Annotated in this window: 17 protein-coding genes; 10 read left to right on the top strand and 7 right to left on the bottom strand. The window is 59.1% G+C overall.

Features of this window, described 5'->3' with window-relative positions:
• The first annotated feature begins 98 nt into the window (after positions 1-98).
• The gene (locus QN377_RS07200; protein WP_095020531.1) at positions 99-1,031 is read left to right on the top strand and encodes a MerR family transcriptional regulator; all 933 of its coding nucleotides are present in this window, start codon (positions 99-101) and stop codon (positions 1,029-1,031) included.
• Here the strand turns inward: QN377_RS07200 and QN377_RS07195 are convergent, their stop codons facing one another.
• Both QN377_RS07195 and QN377_RS07190 read right to left on the bottom strand, forming a co-directional pair.
• Complete coding sequence (locus QN377_RS07195; protein ID WP_095018230.1) at positions 1,032-1,637, bottom strand: hypothetical protein; 606 nt, start codon at positions 1,635-1,637, stop codon at positions 1,032-1,034. It lies immediately after the preceding gene.
• A gap of 58 nt (positions 1,638-1,695) precedes the next feature.
• Positions 1,696-2,163 (bottom strand): PAS domain-containing protein, encoded by a 468-nt coding sequence (locus QN377_RS07190; protein WP_095001171.1) that lies wholly within the window; start codon positions 2,161-2,163, stop codon positions 1,696-1,698.
• A 101-nt stretch (positions 2,164-2,264) separates the two neighbouring features.
• Between QN377_RS07190 and QN377_RS07185 the strand changes: the two genes are divergently transcribed.
• Positions 2,265-2,720, top strand: a complete 456-nt coding sequence (locus QN377_RS07185; RefSeq protein WP_095001172.1) for a flavodoxin — start codon at positions 2,265-2,267, stop codon at positions 2,718-2,720.
• On the opposite strand, the gene QN377_RS07180 is transcribed toward QN377_RS07185, so the two are convergent.
• Positions 2,701-3,597: a LysR family transcriptional regulator gene (locus QN377_RS07180; protein WP_095001173.1), complete on the bottom strand. Its 897-nt coding sequence runs from the start codon at positions 3,595-3,597 to the stop codon at positions 2,701-2,703. The two genes, QN377_RS07185 and QN377_RS07180, sit on opposite strands and share 20 nt — an antisense overlap.
• A 99-nt stretch (positions 3,598-3,696) precedes the next feature.
• Here QN377_RS07180 and QN377_RS07175 point away from each other — a divergent pair, with 99 nt between their 5' ends.
• The 3 genes from QN377_RS07175 (at position 3,697) to QN377_RS07165 (ending at position 5,591) form a co-directional block, all read left to right on the top strand.
• Positions 3,697-4,083: a CidA/LrgA family protein gene (locus QN377_RS07175; protein WP_095001174.1), complete on the top strand. Its 387-nt coding sequence runs from the start codon at positions 3,697-3,699 to the stop codon at positions 4,081-4,083.
• Complete coding sequence (locus QN377_RS07170) at positions 4,073-4,759, top strand: LrgB family protein (RefSeq protein WP_095023067.1); 687 nt, start codon at positions 4,073-4,075, stop codon at positions 4,757-4,759. Before QN377_RS07175 ends, QN377_RS07170 begins: the two co-directional genes overlap by 11 nt.
• Before the next feature lie 457 nt (positions 4,760-5,216).
• Entirely contained in the window at positions 5,217-5,591 is a 375-nt protein-coding gene (locus QN377_RS07165) for a hypothetical protein (RefSeq protein ID WP_095018228.1), read from the top strand.
• Positions 5,592-5,603: 12 nt separating this feature from the next.
• On the opposite strand, the gene QN377_RS07160 is transcribed toward QN377_RS07165, so the two are convergent.
• The gene (locus QN377_RS07160) at positions 5,604-6,398 is read right to left on the bottom strand and encodes an IclR family transcriptional regulator (RefSeq protein WP_095001178.1); all 795 of its coding nucleotides are present in this window, start codon (positions 6,396-6,398) and stop codon (positions 5,604-5,606) included.
• A gap of 164 nt (positions 6,399-6,562) precedes the next feature.
• On the opposite strand from QN377_RS07160, the gene hmgA reads away from it, so the two are divergent.
• The 4 genes from hmgA to QN377_RS07140 all read left to right on the top strand — a co-directional run bounded on the left by hmgA (position 6,563) and on the right by QN377_RS07140 (position 11,077).
• Positions 6,563-7,867 carry a homogentisate 1,2-dioxygenase gene (gene hmgA, locus QN377_RS07155; RefSeq protein WP_095031465.1) on the top strand — a complete coding sequence of 435 codons (1,305 nt, stop codon included), beginning with the start codon at positions 6,563-6,565 and terminating at the stop codon, positions 7,865-7,867.
• A gap of 3 nt (positions 7,868-7,870) precedes the next feature.
• Positions 7,871-9,175 (top strand): fumarylacetoacetase, encoded by a 1,305-nt coding sequence (gene fahA, locus QN377_RS07150; RefSeq protein WP_130871992.1) that lies wholly within the window; start codon positions 7,871-7,873, stop codon positions 9,173-9,175.
• Positions 9,176-9,187: 12 nt separating this feature from the next.
• Positions 9,188-9,826, top strand: coding sequence for a maleylacetoacetate isomerase (gene maiA, locus QN377_RS07145; protein ID WP_095001181.1), 639 nt, complete (start codon positions 9,188-9,190; stop codon positions 9,824-9,826).
• 225 nt (positions 9,827-10,051) lie between these two features.
• Positions 10,052-11,077 carry a Leu/Phe/Val dehydrogenase gene (locus QN377_RS07140; RefSeq protein WP_095018259.1) on the top strand — a complete coding sequence of 342 codons (1,026 nt, stop codon included), beginning with the start codon at positions 10,052-10,054 and terminating at the stop codon, positions 11,075-11,077.
• On the opposite strand, the gene QN377_RS07135 is transcribed toward QN377_RS07140, so the two are convergent.
• The 3 genes from QN377_RS07135 to QN377_RS07125 form a co-directional block, all read right to left on the bottom strand.
• Entirely contained in the window at positions 11,053-11,445 is a 393-nt protein-coding gene (locus QN377_RS07135; protein ID WP_095026605.1) for a MerR family transcriptional regulator, read from the bottom strand. The genes QN377_RS07140 and QN377_RS07135 overlap by 25 nt on opposite strands.
• Positions 11,446-11,475: 30 nt before the next feature.
• Complete coding sequence (locus tag QN377_RS07130; protein WP_322214086.1) at positions 11,476-12,051, bottom strand: NAD(P)H-dependent oxidoreductase; 576 nt, start codon at positions 12,049-12,051, stop codon at positions 11,476-11,478.
• 78 nt (positions 12,052-12,129) lie between these two features.
• Entirely contained in the window at positions 12,130-12,387 is a 258-nt protein-coding gene (locus tag QN377_RS07125; protein ID WP_016781842.1) for a YebG family protein, read from the bottom strand.
• Positions 12,388-12,656: 269 nt separating this feature from the next.
• On the opposite strand from QN377_RS07125, the gene QN377_RS07120 reads away from it, so the two are divergent.
• Complete coding sequence (locus tag QN377_RS07120; protein WP_016781843.1) at positions 12,657-13,157, top strand: phosphate-starvation-inducible protein PsiE; 501 nt, start codon at positions 12,657-12,659, stop codon at positions 13,155-13,157.
• Positions 13,158-13,201 lie beyond the last annotated feature (44 nt).

Raw genomic sequence — 13,201 nt, 5'->3', positions numbered from 1 at the left:
TGACAGACCGCGTGGCCTGCACCGCGAGCAAGCCCGCTCCCACAGGGTCTGGATTGACGGGTAGAATCCAGTCACCCTTTCTGATTGTTGTCCTGCCGATGCCTGTGATTACTGAACTCGAGCCCATTGCCCAGGCTGATGATTGCCAGGGTCTGTATCCGATCCGGGAAGTGGCCAGGCTGACGGGAATCAACCCGGTAACCCTGCGTGCCTGGGAGCGTCGCTATGGGTTGATCGAACCAAAACGCACCGAAAGTGGGCATCGTCTGTATTCCGTGAGCGATATTGGAACGATTCGTCAGGTCATGGGCTGGCTTGAGCGTGGGGTTTCTGTCAGCAAAGTCGCGCAATTGCTAGCAAGCAACAGTTCCGTCGATGTCCCGGCACCCGCCAGCAGTGAGTACCGCGACTGGCAAACCCGTATTGGCAGCGCCCTCACGGACTTTAACGAACCCGAATTGGAGCGTCTTTACGGGCAGATTTTCTCCAGCTACCCGATTGACGTTGTGTTTCAGGGGATTTTCCTGCCGCTGTGGCAGCAACTGCTTGGGACCCGGGATACTTTTGGCCGTACCAGTGAATGGCTGCTGCTGGACGGCTTCTTGCGCGGTCGGGTACAGCATCGCCTTCAATTGCAGGCCGCTGTTGCCCGCCCGTGCGTGCTGGTGGTGGCGATGCCTGAGTTGTGCCGCGAGCTGGAGTTGCTGGTGGCGGGCTTGCTGCTGACCCGTAATGACCGCGTGGTCAGGGTTGTGGCCATAGGTCAGCCATTGGAAGAGTTGTCACTGGTTTGCCAGAAGCTGGAGCCCCGGGCCGTTGTGCTGTTTGCCAACCATGCATTGAACACGGCCCACCAGCGCAGGCTGACACGCCTGGCACAGACCTTGAATTGCTCGGTGTCGTTGGCAGGTGAGGCCTCGGATGTGGTTCAGGAGGCCTTGGCGAACTCATCCATCGCTTGCCTGGGGAGTGTGTCACGCCTGATCAATCAACGTCTGGATGCTGAACTCAAGGCAACGCCGGGCGGTTGATCAGACGTGCAGGCCCGGGTGCGCCAGGCGGTGTTGTTGCAGGATGTACTGGCGCAGATGCTCGGTTTCGCCCTTGTCGCTCTGGCTTAGGCGGTAGGCATAAAGGCCCGTTTCCGTTTTACGCTCCAGGGTGCCGCGCAGGTTGATCCGCTCATATCCATCGGGGCTGAACCACTGTGCAAACTGGCGTGGCGGCTGGCTGTCGTGACGCATTTCAATCAGCACGCCTTTGAACGACAGTTCGGTTACCCACAGATGACCTGCCTTGCCGCGGATATTTTCCAGCGGCACCGGCTCGGCCAGTGACAGGCGCCAGGGGCGCGCCTTTGGCCCGTCTTCGAAGATGCTCGGGGCGCCGAGTTGCAGATGCTGGGCATGGAATTCGTCTTCAACCAGGCGCAGCGGAAAACTCATTTGCTGATTGGCAATTTGTGCCTGGATGGTGACCTGTTCATGGGCGGCAAGGCGTGTCAGCAAATCGCGGATTTGCGACATCCCGTTGACCATCAGGCTCGACGACGCATCCCGTTTATTCAACAGCGGGTTTTGGTGCATCGTTTGGATGAAATCCAGTTCGTCCTGAGTCAAAAGGGCATCGTGCGACATGGATAAAGCTCGAAAAGGTGTCTGAAAAATCGTCACAGCGACTATCAGACCGTAATTTCTACGTTTTGTTTAATCCGCTCGTCGCCTTGAGCGCCTGCAGTTCAGCCTGAACCGAGGCCAGTCGGGCTTCGAGCTGGGCGACCCGCTGCTGGGCCTTTACCTGCAAGGTGACGTCTTTTTGCACGCCAATAAAGTATGTCAGCTTGTCGTTTTCGTTAAACACCGGCGTGATCGACAGTTCATTCCAGAAGTGCGTGCCGTCCTTGCGATAGTTGCGCAGGATCTGGCGGGTGGGCTGACCGCTGGCAATCGCCTCGCGGATCAATTGCAGGCCCTGCTGGTCACGGTCGCCGGCCTGCAAGAAGCGGCAGTCCTGATAGAGGATGTCGTCGCGGCTGTAGCCGGTGAGGGTTTCAAAGGCGTTGTTTGCATAAATCAGGATGTTGTCTTCACCTTCTTGTTCGGCAACGACAATGCCGTCCTGGGACGCGTCCACCATGCGTTGTAATAAACGGGCGTTGATCATTGAGTGGTTCTCCAGAGAGGCATACAGATGGGCGCATGGTAAGGCATCGCTGCCAGACCTGTTAATATCCCAGGCTTTTAGTCAGCTACAGGATCAGATTGATGAAAGTCGCCATCCTTTCCGGCTCGGTGTACGGCACCGCTGAAGAAGTCGCCCGCAATGCGAAACAACTGCTGACCGATGCCGGTTTTGAGGTTTTGCTCAATACCCGCGCCACTTTGGCCGATCTCCAGGCGTTTGCTCCCGAAGCGCTGCTGGCGGTGACCTCGACCACGGGCATGGGCGAGCTGCCGGACAATCTCGTGCCACTGTACAGCGCCATCCGTGACCAGTTGCCAGGCGCCTGGCGCGGGCTGCCTGGGGCAGTGATTGCCCTGGGTGATGAAAGTTACGGTGACACGTTTTGTGGCGGTGGTGAGCAAATGCGCGAACTGTTTGCCGAGCTTGGCGTGCGTGAAGTGCTGCCGATGCTGCGTTTGGACTCCAGCGTCACGGTGACTCCGGAGGAAGACTCCGAGCCGTGGATTGCAGAACTGATCAAAACACTGAAGCCGTAACCGGGCGTTCACGCAGCAGCTCAAGCCAGGCCTGGGCTGCCCGTGACAGATACGCGCCATCACGCCAGATAAACGCGATATCCCAGCGCAAGTCATCCGGTGCGAGCAGTTTGAGCCGCACCACCCCGGGGCGCACCAGCCCGCGGGCGACCACACTGGGCAGCAACACTACGCCCTGGCCTGCAGCCACCAATGCCACCAGAAAATCCGCCTGGCCACTGCGCCCGCCTTCGTTGGGGGTAAAGCCTGACTGCTGGCAGGCTTTGAGCACCCGATCGTTGAGCACAAAGCTGCGCTGGTAGAGCAAAAAGGGCGTATCAGCCAATTGCTCAAGTCTTACGCCGGGCCCCTCGGCCAGTGGATGATCGGCCGGGAGCAGAACATCCAGCGGCTCGTCACAAAACGGCTGATAAGCAAACGCGGGATTATTCGGGGTCAGGCTGCCGCCCAGCTCCAGTTCGCCGCTCAAAACGGCCTGTTCGATATTCAAGCTGCCTTCTTCGAGCAACTGCACCCGGATATTCGGGTAGCGTCGACGGTATTCGGCAAACAGCCCGGCAAACAGGGTGTTGCTGCCCAGCAGCGGCAGGCCCACCCGCAGTTCCCCCCGGGTCATCTGGCTCAAGTCGTCCAGCTCGCTCAACAACTCCCGATGCAAGCGCAGCATGCCTTCGGCCCGCTGCAACACCACATTGCCCGCTGCCGTCAGCCGCACCTGAGAACCCAGGCGGTCGAACAGCGGTGTACCGAGGCTGTGCTCGAGCTGCGCCACTTGTTTGCTCACCGCTGACTGGCTGATATGCAAGCTGTGGGAGGCGGGGGTAAAACCGCCCTGGCGGGCGACTTCGACAAAGGTGCGCAGGTGTTTGAATTCCATTGGCGTGATTCCATTTTGGAATGGCTACAAGTCTGACAATTCGTTTCCGGGATGTTAGCAGGCTCTTTAAACTGGAAACCTGTCTGAAATGGAAACAACATGAAACGCTTCGATGTAAAACGCCTGGGTCGGTTGGTCAGTGAACTGGCCGTTTTGTTGGCGCTGTATTTTCTGGGCTGCCAGCTGGCAACCTGGGGGCACTTGCCGATCCCGGGCGGGGTGGTGGGCATGGCGCTGCTGTTGCTGGCGTTTGCCCTGGGCTGGGTCAGACCGGCGACCCTGCAATTGGGGGCCGGTGTGTTGATGGCCGAAATGCTGTTGTTTTTCATCCCTGCACTCATGAGCCTGCTTGATTACGGTGTAATCGTGCGTGATGAAGGTTGGCGCATCCTGTTGGTCATTGGCGTGAGTACCTTGCTGGTGATGGTGGTGACGGCGTTTACTGTGGAAGCGGTGTGCCGCTGGAGGATGCGTCATGAAGTTTGAACTGATGCCCATGTTCTGGCTGCTGTTCACGCTGTTGACCTACGCCTTCAGCCGCTGGCTGTACCGGCGTACCGGGCGATACCTGTTGTCTCCGCTGATCCTGGTCCCGGCCTTGCTGCTAGCCGTGGCCGTGCCGTTGCACACTGCCTATGCTGAATACTCAAGCAATACCCATTGGCTGATGCTGGTTCTGGGGCCGGTAACGGTGGCCTTTGCCGTACCGATCTGGCAGCAACGCAATTTACTGGCCCGTCACTGGGTGGCGTTGCTGCTGGGGATGCTGGCGGGCAGCGCGGCGTCCATTGGCAGTTCGTTCTGGCTGGCCCGGGCGCTGGCGCTGGACACCTCATTGACCATGTCGCTGGTGCCGCGCTCCATCACCACACCGTTTGCCATGCCGCTGGCACAGGATCTGGGTGGCGTACCTGAGCTCACGGCGGTGTTTGTAATGTTCACCGGTGTGTTTGGCGCGTTGCTGGGCGGTATTTTGCTCAAGTGGTTGCCGCTGCGCAGCAGTCTGGCCCGGGGCGCCCTGTTTGGTATCGGCGCTCATGGCGCAGGGGTCAGCCGTGCCCGCGAAGTGGGCAGTGAGGAAGGCTCGGTAGCAGGCTTGGTGATGGTGCTGACCGGCATCCTTAACCTGTTTGCCGCGCCGTTGCTGGCGATGGTGTTCTAGTTCTTAAACCCGCCACATACCCCGTGGGAGCGGGCTTGCTCGCGATTGACTCAACTCGGTCTTACTGGAAAACCGTGTCGATGCCATCGCGAGCAAGCCCGCTCCCACAGATTTTTTCGGGCACCATAAAAAAGGCCGCTGTAAAACAGCGGCCAAGGAAGACGTTCATCAAGGAGCTACAAATCAACGTCAGGGTAAATCGGGGAGAGCAGAGTCGATGCGACTCGATGCGTGTCCGTGTTGCGAAGTCCGGCAAGCTTAAGGGCTGGCCCGCAGCGGAGTAAGCCCGGTTTGGGACAATCTGTATTACAGCTACGGCAACAGTCCTTGTGCGGTAACTATGTGCCGCACACCTGCTGTCGTCCCGGTGTTGAATGAGCCTTCACACGGACTCTCCAGGTCGACTTGAACCGTGCACGACGCCGGATGGGCCTGGAGCACTGACAGGAGGTTCACCATGACCCGTAATGAAAAACCCGCATCGCCGATCAACAACTTCAGCCTCAAACCCAGCGCAGAAGTGATCGAGCGTGTGCGCTCGTTTCTTGACGAGCGACTCCAGCCCCAGGGCCTGGATTGCAGAAGCATCTATCTCAATACGGTGAATAACATCGTTGACCAGACCCTGACGTACAGTCAGAGCCTGCTCGGCCTGGGTGTGGATACGCTGGAGTGGGGCGCTGTGCAGGCCCATGATGACTGGGAGTCGGGGGTGTTTTCCCGGTCCTGGACATTCGATGATAGCCTGCGAGTGGATCAACCGTCCATGGCCGACATCGAGCAGATGATGAAAGACCTGCTCGATGAGGCCAAATACGAGTGGATGGTCTAAAACAATGAGCTGTCAGGCTGGCTGATAACCCATCCGCCAACTGATGGCCTGGCTCGCGGCCAACAAGCGTTTGGCTGCGGGCCCGTTTTCATCGGCGTGGAACAGGGAGGTGGGACCAACCACTGTCAGTACGGCCGCCACCTGACCGGTCGCATTGAACACCGGGGCCGACAAGGCATCGACGCCAGGCATCAGCAAACCATGGACGAAGTGCAGGCCGCGCTGGCGGATTTGACTGCAAAGTGCGACGTAGGCTGCAGGTGTTTGCAGCGGATGCACCTGATCAGTCTTGAACTCCAGTTCGCGCAAGTCGGCGGTTTCGCGATCCGGTAAAAAAGCGTTGAACACCAGCCCCGTGGATGAGCTCAGCAATGGCAATACCGAGCCCAGCTGGGTCACCACCGTGACCGCCCGCACCGCCGGCTCAATATGCACCACGGTCGCGCCCTGGTTACCCCACACCGCCAAAAAGCAGGTTTCGTTCAAGTCGTCGCGCAGTTCGGCCAGGGGCAGGCTGGCGACCTTGAGCACATCCATGCTGTTGAGCGCAGCCAGTCCCACACGCAACGCCTCGCGCCCCAAACCGTAATGATTAGTGGCGACATTTTGCTCGGCAAACCCGCTGGCAATCAGTGCCTGTAAATAGCGATGCACCTTGCTCGCGGGCATTTGCACGTGTTCGGCCAGGCGCGACAGCGACGTGGAGGGTGAGAGCTCGGCCAGCGCCTTGAGGATGTCAGTGCCGACCTCGGCCGAACGCACTTTTTGCTTGCCGGTGCTGTCGTTGCTGCTGCGGGGCTTTTCCATGGAAGTGTTTATATCTCGGGACGAATGGGCGTCTTTATAGCTTGACGCTTGTTACCAATCAAATTACGTTATGCGTAATTGAATTACGATAAAAATAACGCAGCGACGCGCAAATGCCTTCAGCGCAGGGCGCAGTCATCTGCCTTCTCCATGCTGGAGGCTCCATGAACGTCGATTCGCCTTTGTCAGGTCTTGGCTATCTGTCCGGGTTTGGCAACGAATTCAGCAGCGAAGCATTGCCCGGCGCCCTGCCGGTGGGTCAGAACTCCCCGCAAAAAGCCCCCTACGGTCTGTACGCCGAATTGTTTTCCGGAACTGCGTTCACCATGGTGCGCAGCGAGGCGCGGCGTACGTGGATGTACCGCATCCAGCCGTCAGCCAACCATCCGGCGTTCGTCAAACTGGAGCGGCAACTGGCTGGTGGCCCGTTGGGCCCGGTGACGCCGAATCGCTTGCGCTGGAACCCGCTGCCGATTCCTGCCGAGGCTACGGACTTTATCGACGGTCTGGTGGGCATGGTGGCCAATGGCGGGTCGGATAAACCCTCGGGCATCAGCATTTACCATTACTGCGCCAATACTTCGATGCAGCGGGTGTTTTTCAATGCCGACGGCGAAATGTTGCTGGTTCCCGAGTCGGGGCGTTTGCGCATTTGTACCGAACTGGGGCGTCTGGATCTGCAGCCTCTGGAGATCGCGGTCATCCCTCGCGGTCTCAAGTTTCGTGTCGAGTTGCTCGACCCGCAGGCCCGTGGCTATGTTGCCGAGAACCATGGTGCACCGCTGCGCCTGCCTGATCTGGGGCCGATTGGCAGTAATGGCCTGGCCAACCCTCGCGACTTTCTGACTCCGCTCGCCCACTACGAAGACGGTGCGCGCCCTACGCAACTGGTGCAAAAATTTCTTGGTGAGTTGTGGGGCTGCGAGCTGGATCATTCGCCGCTCAACGTAGTGGCCTGGCATGGCAACAACGTGCCGTACAAATACGATCTGCGCCGCTTCAACACCATCGGCACTGTCAGCTTCGATCATCCCGATCCATCGATTTTTACTGTTTTGACTTCGCCTACCAGCGTACCGGGCCTGGCCAACCTCGATTTCGTGATTTTCCCGCCGCGTTGGATGGTGGCTGAAAACACCTTCCGGCCACCCTGGTTCCACCGCAACCTGATGAACGAATTCATGGGCCTGATCCAGGGCAGTTACGATGCCAAGGCCGAAGGCTTCCTGCCCGGCGGTGCATCGCTGCACAGCTGCATGAGCGCCCACGGGCCGGACGGCGAAACCTGTACCAAAGCCATTGCGGCCCAGCTGCAACCCAGCAAAATCGAAAACACCATGGCCTTTATGTTCGAAACCAGCCAGGTGTTGCGCCCCAGCCGGTTCGCTCTGGAGTGCCCGCAGCTGCAATCGAACTACGACGCTTGCTGGGCCACGCTGCCCGTGACCTTCACCCCGAACCGGAGATAACCCATGACCCAGTCCACTTTGACCCGCAGCTGGATCGCCTCCGCCAACGGCCACAGCGACTTCCCCCTGCAAAACCTGCCCATGGGCATTTTCAGCATTGATGGCTCGGCGCCACGTAGCGGGGTGGCTATTGGCGATGCCATTTTCGACCTGGAAGCCGGGCTGGCAGCGGGGCTGTTTGAAGGTCAGGCCAAGATAGCCGTAGAGGCTTCGTTGGGCGGGGCGTTGAATAGCTACTTTGCCCTGGATCGGGGCGCCCGGGTTGCCCTGCGCGAGCGTTTGCAGGAACTGCTGGGGGAGGGCAGTTCCCTGCGCGGCAAAATCGAAGCCCAGGGTTCCCGCCTGCTGCCACTGGCAGCTGATTGCCAGATGCACCTGCCGGCCAAAATCGGCGACTACACCGACTTTTATGTGGGCATTGAGCACGCCAAAAACGTCGGCAAGCTGTTCCGCCCGGACAACCCGCTGCTGCCCAACTACAAGTATGTGCCGATTGGCTATCACGGGCGCGCCTCGACCATTCGCCCGTCCGGTGCCGAAGTTCGGCGCCCTAAAGGCCAGACCTTGCCTGCCGGGCAGACCGAGCCAACTTTTGGCCCGTGCGCCCGCCTGGACTACGAACTGGAACTGGGCATCTGGGTTGGCAAAGGCAATGACATGGGCGATGCCATCCCGGTCAGCGAAGCTGCAGAGCACATTGCCGGCTTCTGCCTGCTCAATGACTGGTCGGCACGGGACATCCAGGCCTGGGAATACCAGCCGCTGGGCCCGTTTCTGTCCAAAAGCTTTATCACCAGTATCTCGCCGTGGGTGGTGAGTGCCGAGGCGCTGGAACCATTCCGTCGCGCGCAACCGGCCCGTCCTGAGGGTGATCCACAGCCACTGGCTTACCTGCTCGATACCAGGGATCAGGCCAATGGCGCGCTGGATATCGAACTTGAAGTGCTGCTGCTGACCGAGGCGATGCGTGAGCAGAACCTGCCAGCCCATCGTCTGGGCTTGAGCAACAGCCTGAACATGTACTGGACCGCGGCCCAACTGGTGGCTCACCACAGCGTCAACGGCTGCCAGTTGCAGTCCGGTGACCTGTTCGGTTCGGGCACCTTGTCGGGCCCGGCCCGTTCGCAACTGGGCAGCCTGCTGGAAATCACCGAGGGCGGTAAACACCCGATAGAACTGGCTTCAGGCGAAGTGCGTAAATTTCTGGAGGATGGTGACGAAATCATCCTGCGTGCCCGCTGCGCCCGTGAAGGCCATGCTTCCATCGGTTTTGGCGAGTGCCGGGGCAAGGTTGTTGCCGCGCGCTAAAAGGAGCGGGTCATGGAACTCTTCACCTATTACCGCTCAACCTCGTCTTACCGGGTGCGTATCGCGCTGGCCCTGAAAGGGCTGGATTATCAGGCGGTGCCGGTCAATCTGCTCGTACCGGCTGGCGGTGAACACCGTCAGCCGGCGTATCTGGCCATCAACCCGCAGGGCCGCGTGCCGGCCTTGCGTACCGATGAAGGCTGCGTCTTGACCCAGTCGCCAGCAATCATCGAGTACCTTGAAGAGCGCTATCCCCAGGTGGCGTTGCTGTCCGCTGACCTCGCCACCCGCGCTCATGAACGGGGGGTAGCGGCTCTGGTTGCTTGTGATATCCACCCGTTGCACAACGTCAGCGTGCTCAATCGCCTGCGCCAGTTGGGGCAGGATGAGGAGCAGGTGGTGGAGTGGATCGGTCACTGGATCGGCCAAGGGCTGGCAGCCATCGAGCAGTTGATCGGTGACGAAGGTTACTGCTTTGGCGCGCAGCCCGGGTTGGCGGATGTGTATTTGATCCCTCAGCTGTACGCGGCGCAGCGTTTTGGCGTGCCAATGGCGGCGTACCCGCGCATTGCCCGAGTGGCAGCGCTGGCTGAGCAACACCCGGCCTTTATCCTGGCGCATCCGGCCAATCAGCCTGACACGCCTGCCTGACTTCACTCTGTGTGTGGGAGCGGGCTTGCTCGCGATCGAATCAACGTGGTCTTGCGTAATAACCGCATTGCCTGCATCGCGAGCAAGCCTGCTCCCACAGAACCCTATCCCGCCGGGATATGTCCGAAACCCTGAAAACCGCGCAGGCTTATTCCTGAGCTCTTCAACGAATTTTCTGGCGCCACCTATACTGGCGTTTACCCATAATCGTTCGAGGGCCTGATGATGTTTGCTCTTATGCAAAGCGCTCAGCTCGAGTCGCTGCACCTTAGTGTAGACCCCGTTACAGGCCTTAAAGCCGTGATAGCCATCCACAACACTCGCCTGGGGCCGGCGCTGGGGGGCTGTCGTTATCTTGCTTACCCCAATGACGAAAGTGCAGTCGGTGATGCCATCCGCCTGGCCCAAGACATGAGCTACAAAGCCGCGCTGGCAGGGCTGGCTGTTGGAGGGGGGCAGGCGGTGGTGGTGCGTGCGGCCCACGTTGATAGTCGCGCGGCGCTGTTTGAGGCTTTTGGTCGCTGTGTGGACCAACTGGACGGGCGCTATATCACGGCAATTGACAGCGGCACCTCCACTGCCGATATGGACTGCATTGCCCAGCACACCCGGCATGTCACCAGCACCACTGCTGCGGGGGATCCTTCGCCGCATACGGCCATGGGGGTTTTTGCCGGCATTCGCAGCACCGCATCGTCGCGATTGGGTAGCGACAACCTCGAAGGTTTGCGGGTGGCGGTGCAGGGCCTGGGCAAAGTGGGTTACGCGCTGGCCGAACAGCTGCATGCTGCGGGCGCCGAATTGCTGGTCTGCGATACCGACCCCGGCAAAGTGCGCCTGGCCATGGAGCAACTGGGGGCGCACCCGATTGCCTGCGAAGCCTTGCTCAGCACACCCTGCGACATTCTTGCGCCGTGTGGTCTGGGCGGCGTATTGAACTGGCACAGCGTCGCGCAACTGCGCTGCTCGGCTGTGGCCGGGTGTGCCAATAACCAGCTGACCAATCTACAAGTGGCCGATCAGCTCGAGCGGCGGGGGATTTTGTATGCCCCGGATTACGTCATCAATTCCGGCGGGCTGATCTATATGGCCTTGACCCATGAAGGTGCCGCCCCCGAGGCCATCAACCAGCAGTTGCTGCAGATCAGTCAGCGCCTGACCGGCATCTATGCTCACGCCCAGGCCGAAAAGCGTTCACCGGCACGGGTTTCGGACGAGCTGGCTCATCAATTGTTGTACCCCAAGGACTGAACACAGGCCAGGTCCAGTTCCGGGCCTTCCATGGCAAAGCGTGTTTCAAACTCTTCCAACCCCGCATGCACCTGTTGCAATGCTTCGATCTGATTCATTACGGCGTGTTTTTTGCGGGCGATGGCGTTGCTCACGACCGCCCATGGCAGCGTCTGGCCGCGGTGTTGATCAAGGATGGCCTGCATTTCCTTGAGCTTGAAGCCCAGCTGTTGCGCGCATTTGATAAATGTCAGCAGTTCAACGCTTTGCTCGCTGTAGATGCGATAAGCGCCACGGCGTTGCGGTGCAGGTAACAGGCCGATTTCTTCGTAGTGGCGAATGCTTTTGACGGTGGTGCCCGACAATTGGGCGGCTTTGCCGATGTACATGAAAAGTCCTTTTAATCGCCGCCCGCCGAATTATCGAGTGGCGAGCTTGCGTGCCTCTAGAAGCCAGGCGTCTCTTTGATGGGGCGTGGCGTTCAGGATGGGGCCAAACGTCAGGGTGGCGGTGGGTTTTATGCCACAAAACGCCAGTGTGGTTTTGCGTATCTGATGCAACCCCGGCATGCGGTACACCCATCTGTAGTACCACGGCGGGGTGTCCATCGTCACCAGCAGGTGCGCGCTGCGGCCTTTCAGTAGCTTGTCGGGGAAAGCCTTGCCCTTGCGGTATTGAAAGGCAAAACCGGGCAGCAGGATGCGATCGAAAAAGCCTTTGAGCAATGCGGGGATTCCGCCCCACCAGATCGGGTAGACCAGCACCAGGTGTTCGGCCCAGAGGATGTTGGTCTGGGCGTGGAGCAGGTCAGGCTCCAGTGCCTGGACTTCCTGATAGCCTTCGCGTAGCACCGGGTCGAAGCGCAGGGCGCCCAGGCGCATGATGCGTACTTCATGACTGGCATCCTTGGCGGCAGTTATGTAGCTGTCTGCCAGTGCGCTACAGAAACTGTTCGTGCCGGGGTGACCGAGAATCACCAGTACTCGCTTGCTCATCATGACGCCAACCTCAAAGGGGGCCTTTGAGGGTAGAGGCTGCCCCGTAGGGGAGAGTCAAGCGAGAACCGGGGGCGATTACTCGCTGTCGACCAGCAACTCGGACAGGGCGTCCGGCTGGCTCTTGAATGCCTTGGCAAACACATCGCGATTTTTCGCCATGTAGATACCGGCTTCTTCGACTTGCTGCTCGTTCAGGGACGGCACAGCTTTTTGCAACACTTCGGCCAGCAACTCTGCCAGTTCCAGCATTTTGTCATGACGGTCAGCTTCGGCTTTATCCATGAACAAACGCTCCAGATCTCGGCTGCTGCGGTATACCACTTCGACGGCCATTTACCACCTCATATGCCTTCACGTAAATTATCTAGCGATTACTGTATTTATATACAGCTAAAAGGATAAGCCAATCATCGGGATTTGAATAGCGGCTTTTTCACTCTAGCTGTAATTGATAGGCGCAGCGGGCGCCCGACGTGTCTAATTGCCGCCCGCCATCATCTTAAGTGAGCAGCATCAGGCTGCCACATGGCCTTTTTTCTGCATGTTAAAAGCGTCATGTGCATCGCGGATGATCCGTTCGAGTCGATTCAAGGAGCTGCATCGTGAGAGTTAACAAAGCTGAGAAGCTACGTCGCCAGGTTCATGAACTGGCCGAGTCGATGGGCAACCTGTTCGTCGAAACCTTCCATTACCTGGCATTGTTTGCCATTGGCGCGGTCACTGCCTGGGCGGCGGTGATGGAATTCCTGGGAATGGTGGAGAAGGGCAACATCACGATTGATGACATCCTGCTGCTGTTTATCTACCTCGAGCTGGGGGCAATGGTCGGGATTTATTTCAAGACCAACCACATGCCCGTGCGCTTCCTGATTTATGTGGCGATCACGGCGCTGACCCGCTTGCTGATTTCCAATGTGTCCCATCACAACCCGCCAGACATGGGAGTGGTGTACCTGACCGGGGCGATCCTGTTGCTGGCCTTCGCCATTCTGGTGGTGCGCTATGCGTCTTCGCAGTTCCCGTCGGTGAAGATCGAGAACCCTCATCGCAAGACCGGTGCCGGTTCCGGCGAGCATCCGGAAGTGGAGAAGGGGGAATTGTAAGTCGATTTTACATATGAAAAAGGGCGGGCTTACCAAGGTAAGCC

This window comes from Pseudomonas sp. CCC4.1 (assembly GCF_035019225.1).
Classification (GTDB): domain Bacteria; phylum Pseudomonadota; class Gammaproteobacteria; order Pseudomonadales; family Pseudomonadaceae; genus Aquipseudomonas; species Aquipseudomonas bubulae.
Note: the sequence above shows the minus strand (reverse complement) of the source record. Positions and strands in the feature narration are given on the sequence as shown.

What these genes read in the sequence shown, in the direction of transcription:
- QN377_RS07125 (WP_016781842.1), bottom strand. Translation starts at nt 12,387, where the DNA reads ATGGCCGTCGAAGTGGTATACCGCAGCAGCCGAGATCTGGAGCGTTTG.
- QN377_RS07195 (WP_095018230.1), bottom strand. Translation starts at nt 1,637, where the DNA reads ATGTCGCACGATGCCCTTTTGACTCAGGACGAACTGGATTTCATCCAA.
- QN377_RS07170 (WP_095023067.1), top strand. Translation starts at nt 4,073, where the DNA reads ATGAAGTTTGAACTGATGCCCATGTTCTGGCTGCTGTTCACGCTGTTG.
- QN377_RS07140 (WP_095018259.1), top strand. Translation starts at nt 10,052, where the DNA reads ATGTTTGCTCTTATGCAAAGCGCTCAGCTCGAGTCGCTGCACCTTAGT.
- maiA (WP_095001181.1), top strand. Translation starts at nt 9,188, where the DNA reads ATGGAACTCTTCACCTATTACCGCTCAACCTCGTCTTACCGGGTGCGT.
- QN377_RS07130 (WP_322214086.1), bottom strand. Translation starts at nt 12,051, where the DNA reads ATGAGCAAGCGAGTACTGGTGATTCTCGGTCACCCCGGCACGAACAGT.
- fahA (WP_130871992.1), top strand. Translation starts at nt 7,871, where the DNA reads ATGACCCAGTCCACTTTGACCCGCAGCTGGATCGCCTCCGCCAACGGC.
- QN377_RS07175 (WP_095001174.1), top strand. Translation starts at nt 3,697, where the DNA reads ATGAAACGCTTCGATGTAAAACGCCTGGGTCGGTTGGTCAGTGAACTG.
- QN377_RS07135 (WP_095026605.1), bottom strand. Translation starts at nt 11,445, where the DNA reads ATGTACATCGGCAAAGCCGCCCAATTGTCGGGCACCACCGTCAAAAGC.
- QN377_RS07180 (WP_095001173.1), bottom strand. Translation starts at nt 3,597, where the DNA reads ATGGAATTCAAACACCTGCGCACCTTTGTCGAAGTCGCCCGCCAGGGC.
- QN377_RS07185 (WP_095001172.1), top strand. Translation starts at nt 2,265, where the DNA reads ATGAAAGTCGCCATCCTTTCCGGCTCGGTGTACGGCACCGCTGAAGAA.
- hmgA (WP_095031465.1), top strand. Translation starts at nt 6,563, where the DNA reads ATGAACGTCGATTCGCCTTTGTCAGGTCTTGGCTATCTGTCCGGGTTT.
- QN377_RS07200 (WP_095020531.1), top strand. Translation starts at nt 99, where the DNA reads ATGCCTGTGATTACTGAACTCGAGCCCATTGCCCAGGCTGATGATTGC.
- QN377_RS07160 (WP_095001178.1), bottom strand. Translation starts at nt 6,398, where the DNA reads ATGGAAAAGCCCCGCAGCAGCAACGACAGCACCGGCAAGCAAAAAGTG.
- QN377_RS07190 (WP_095001171.1), bottom strand. Translation starts at nt 2,163, where the DNA reads ATGATCAACGCCCGTTTATTACAACGCATGGTGGACGCGTCCCAGGAC.
- QN377_RS07165 (WP_095018228.1), top strand. Translation starts at nt 5,217, where the DNA reads ATGACCCGTAATGAAAAACCCGCATCGCCGATCAACAACTTCAGCCTC.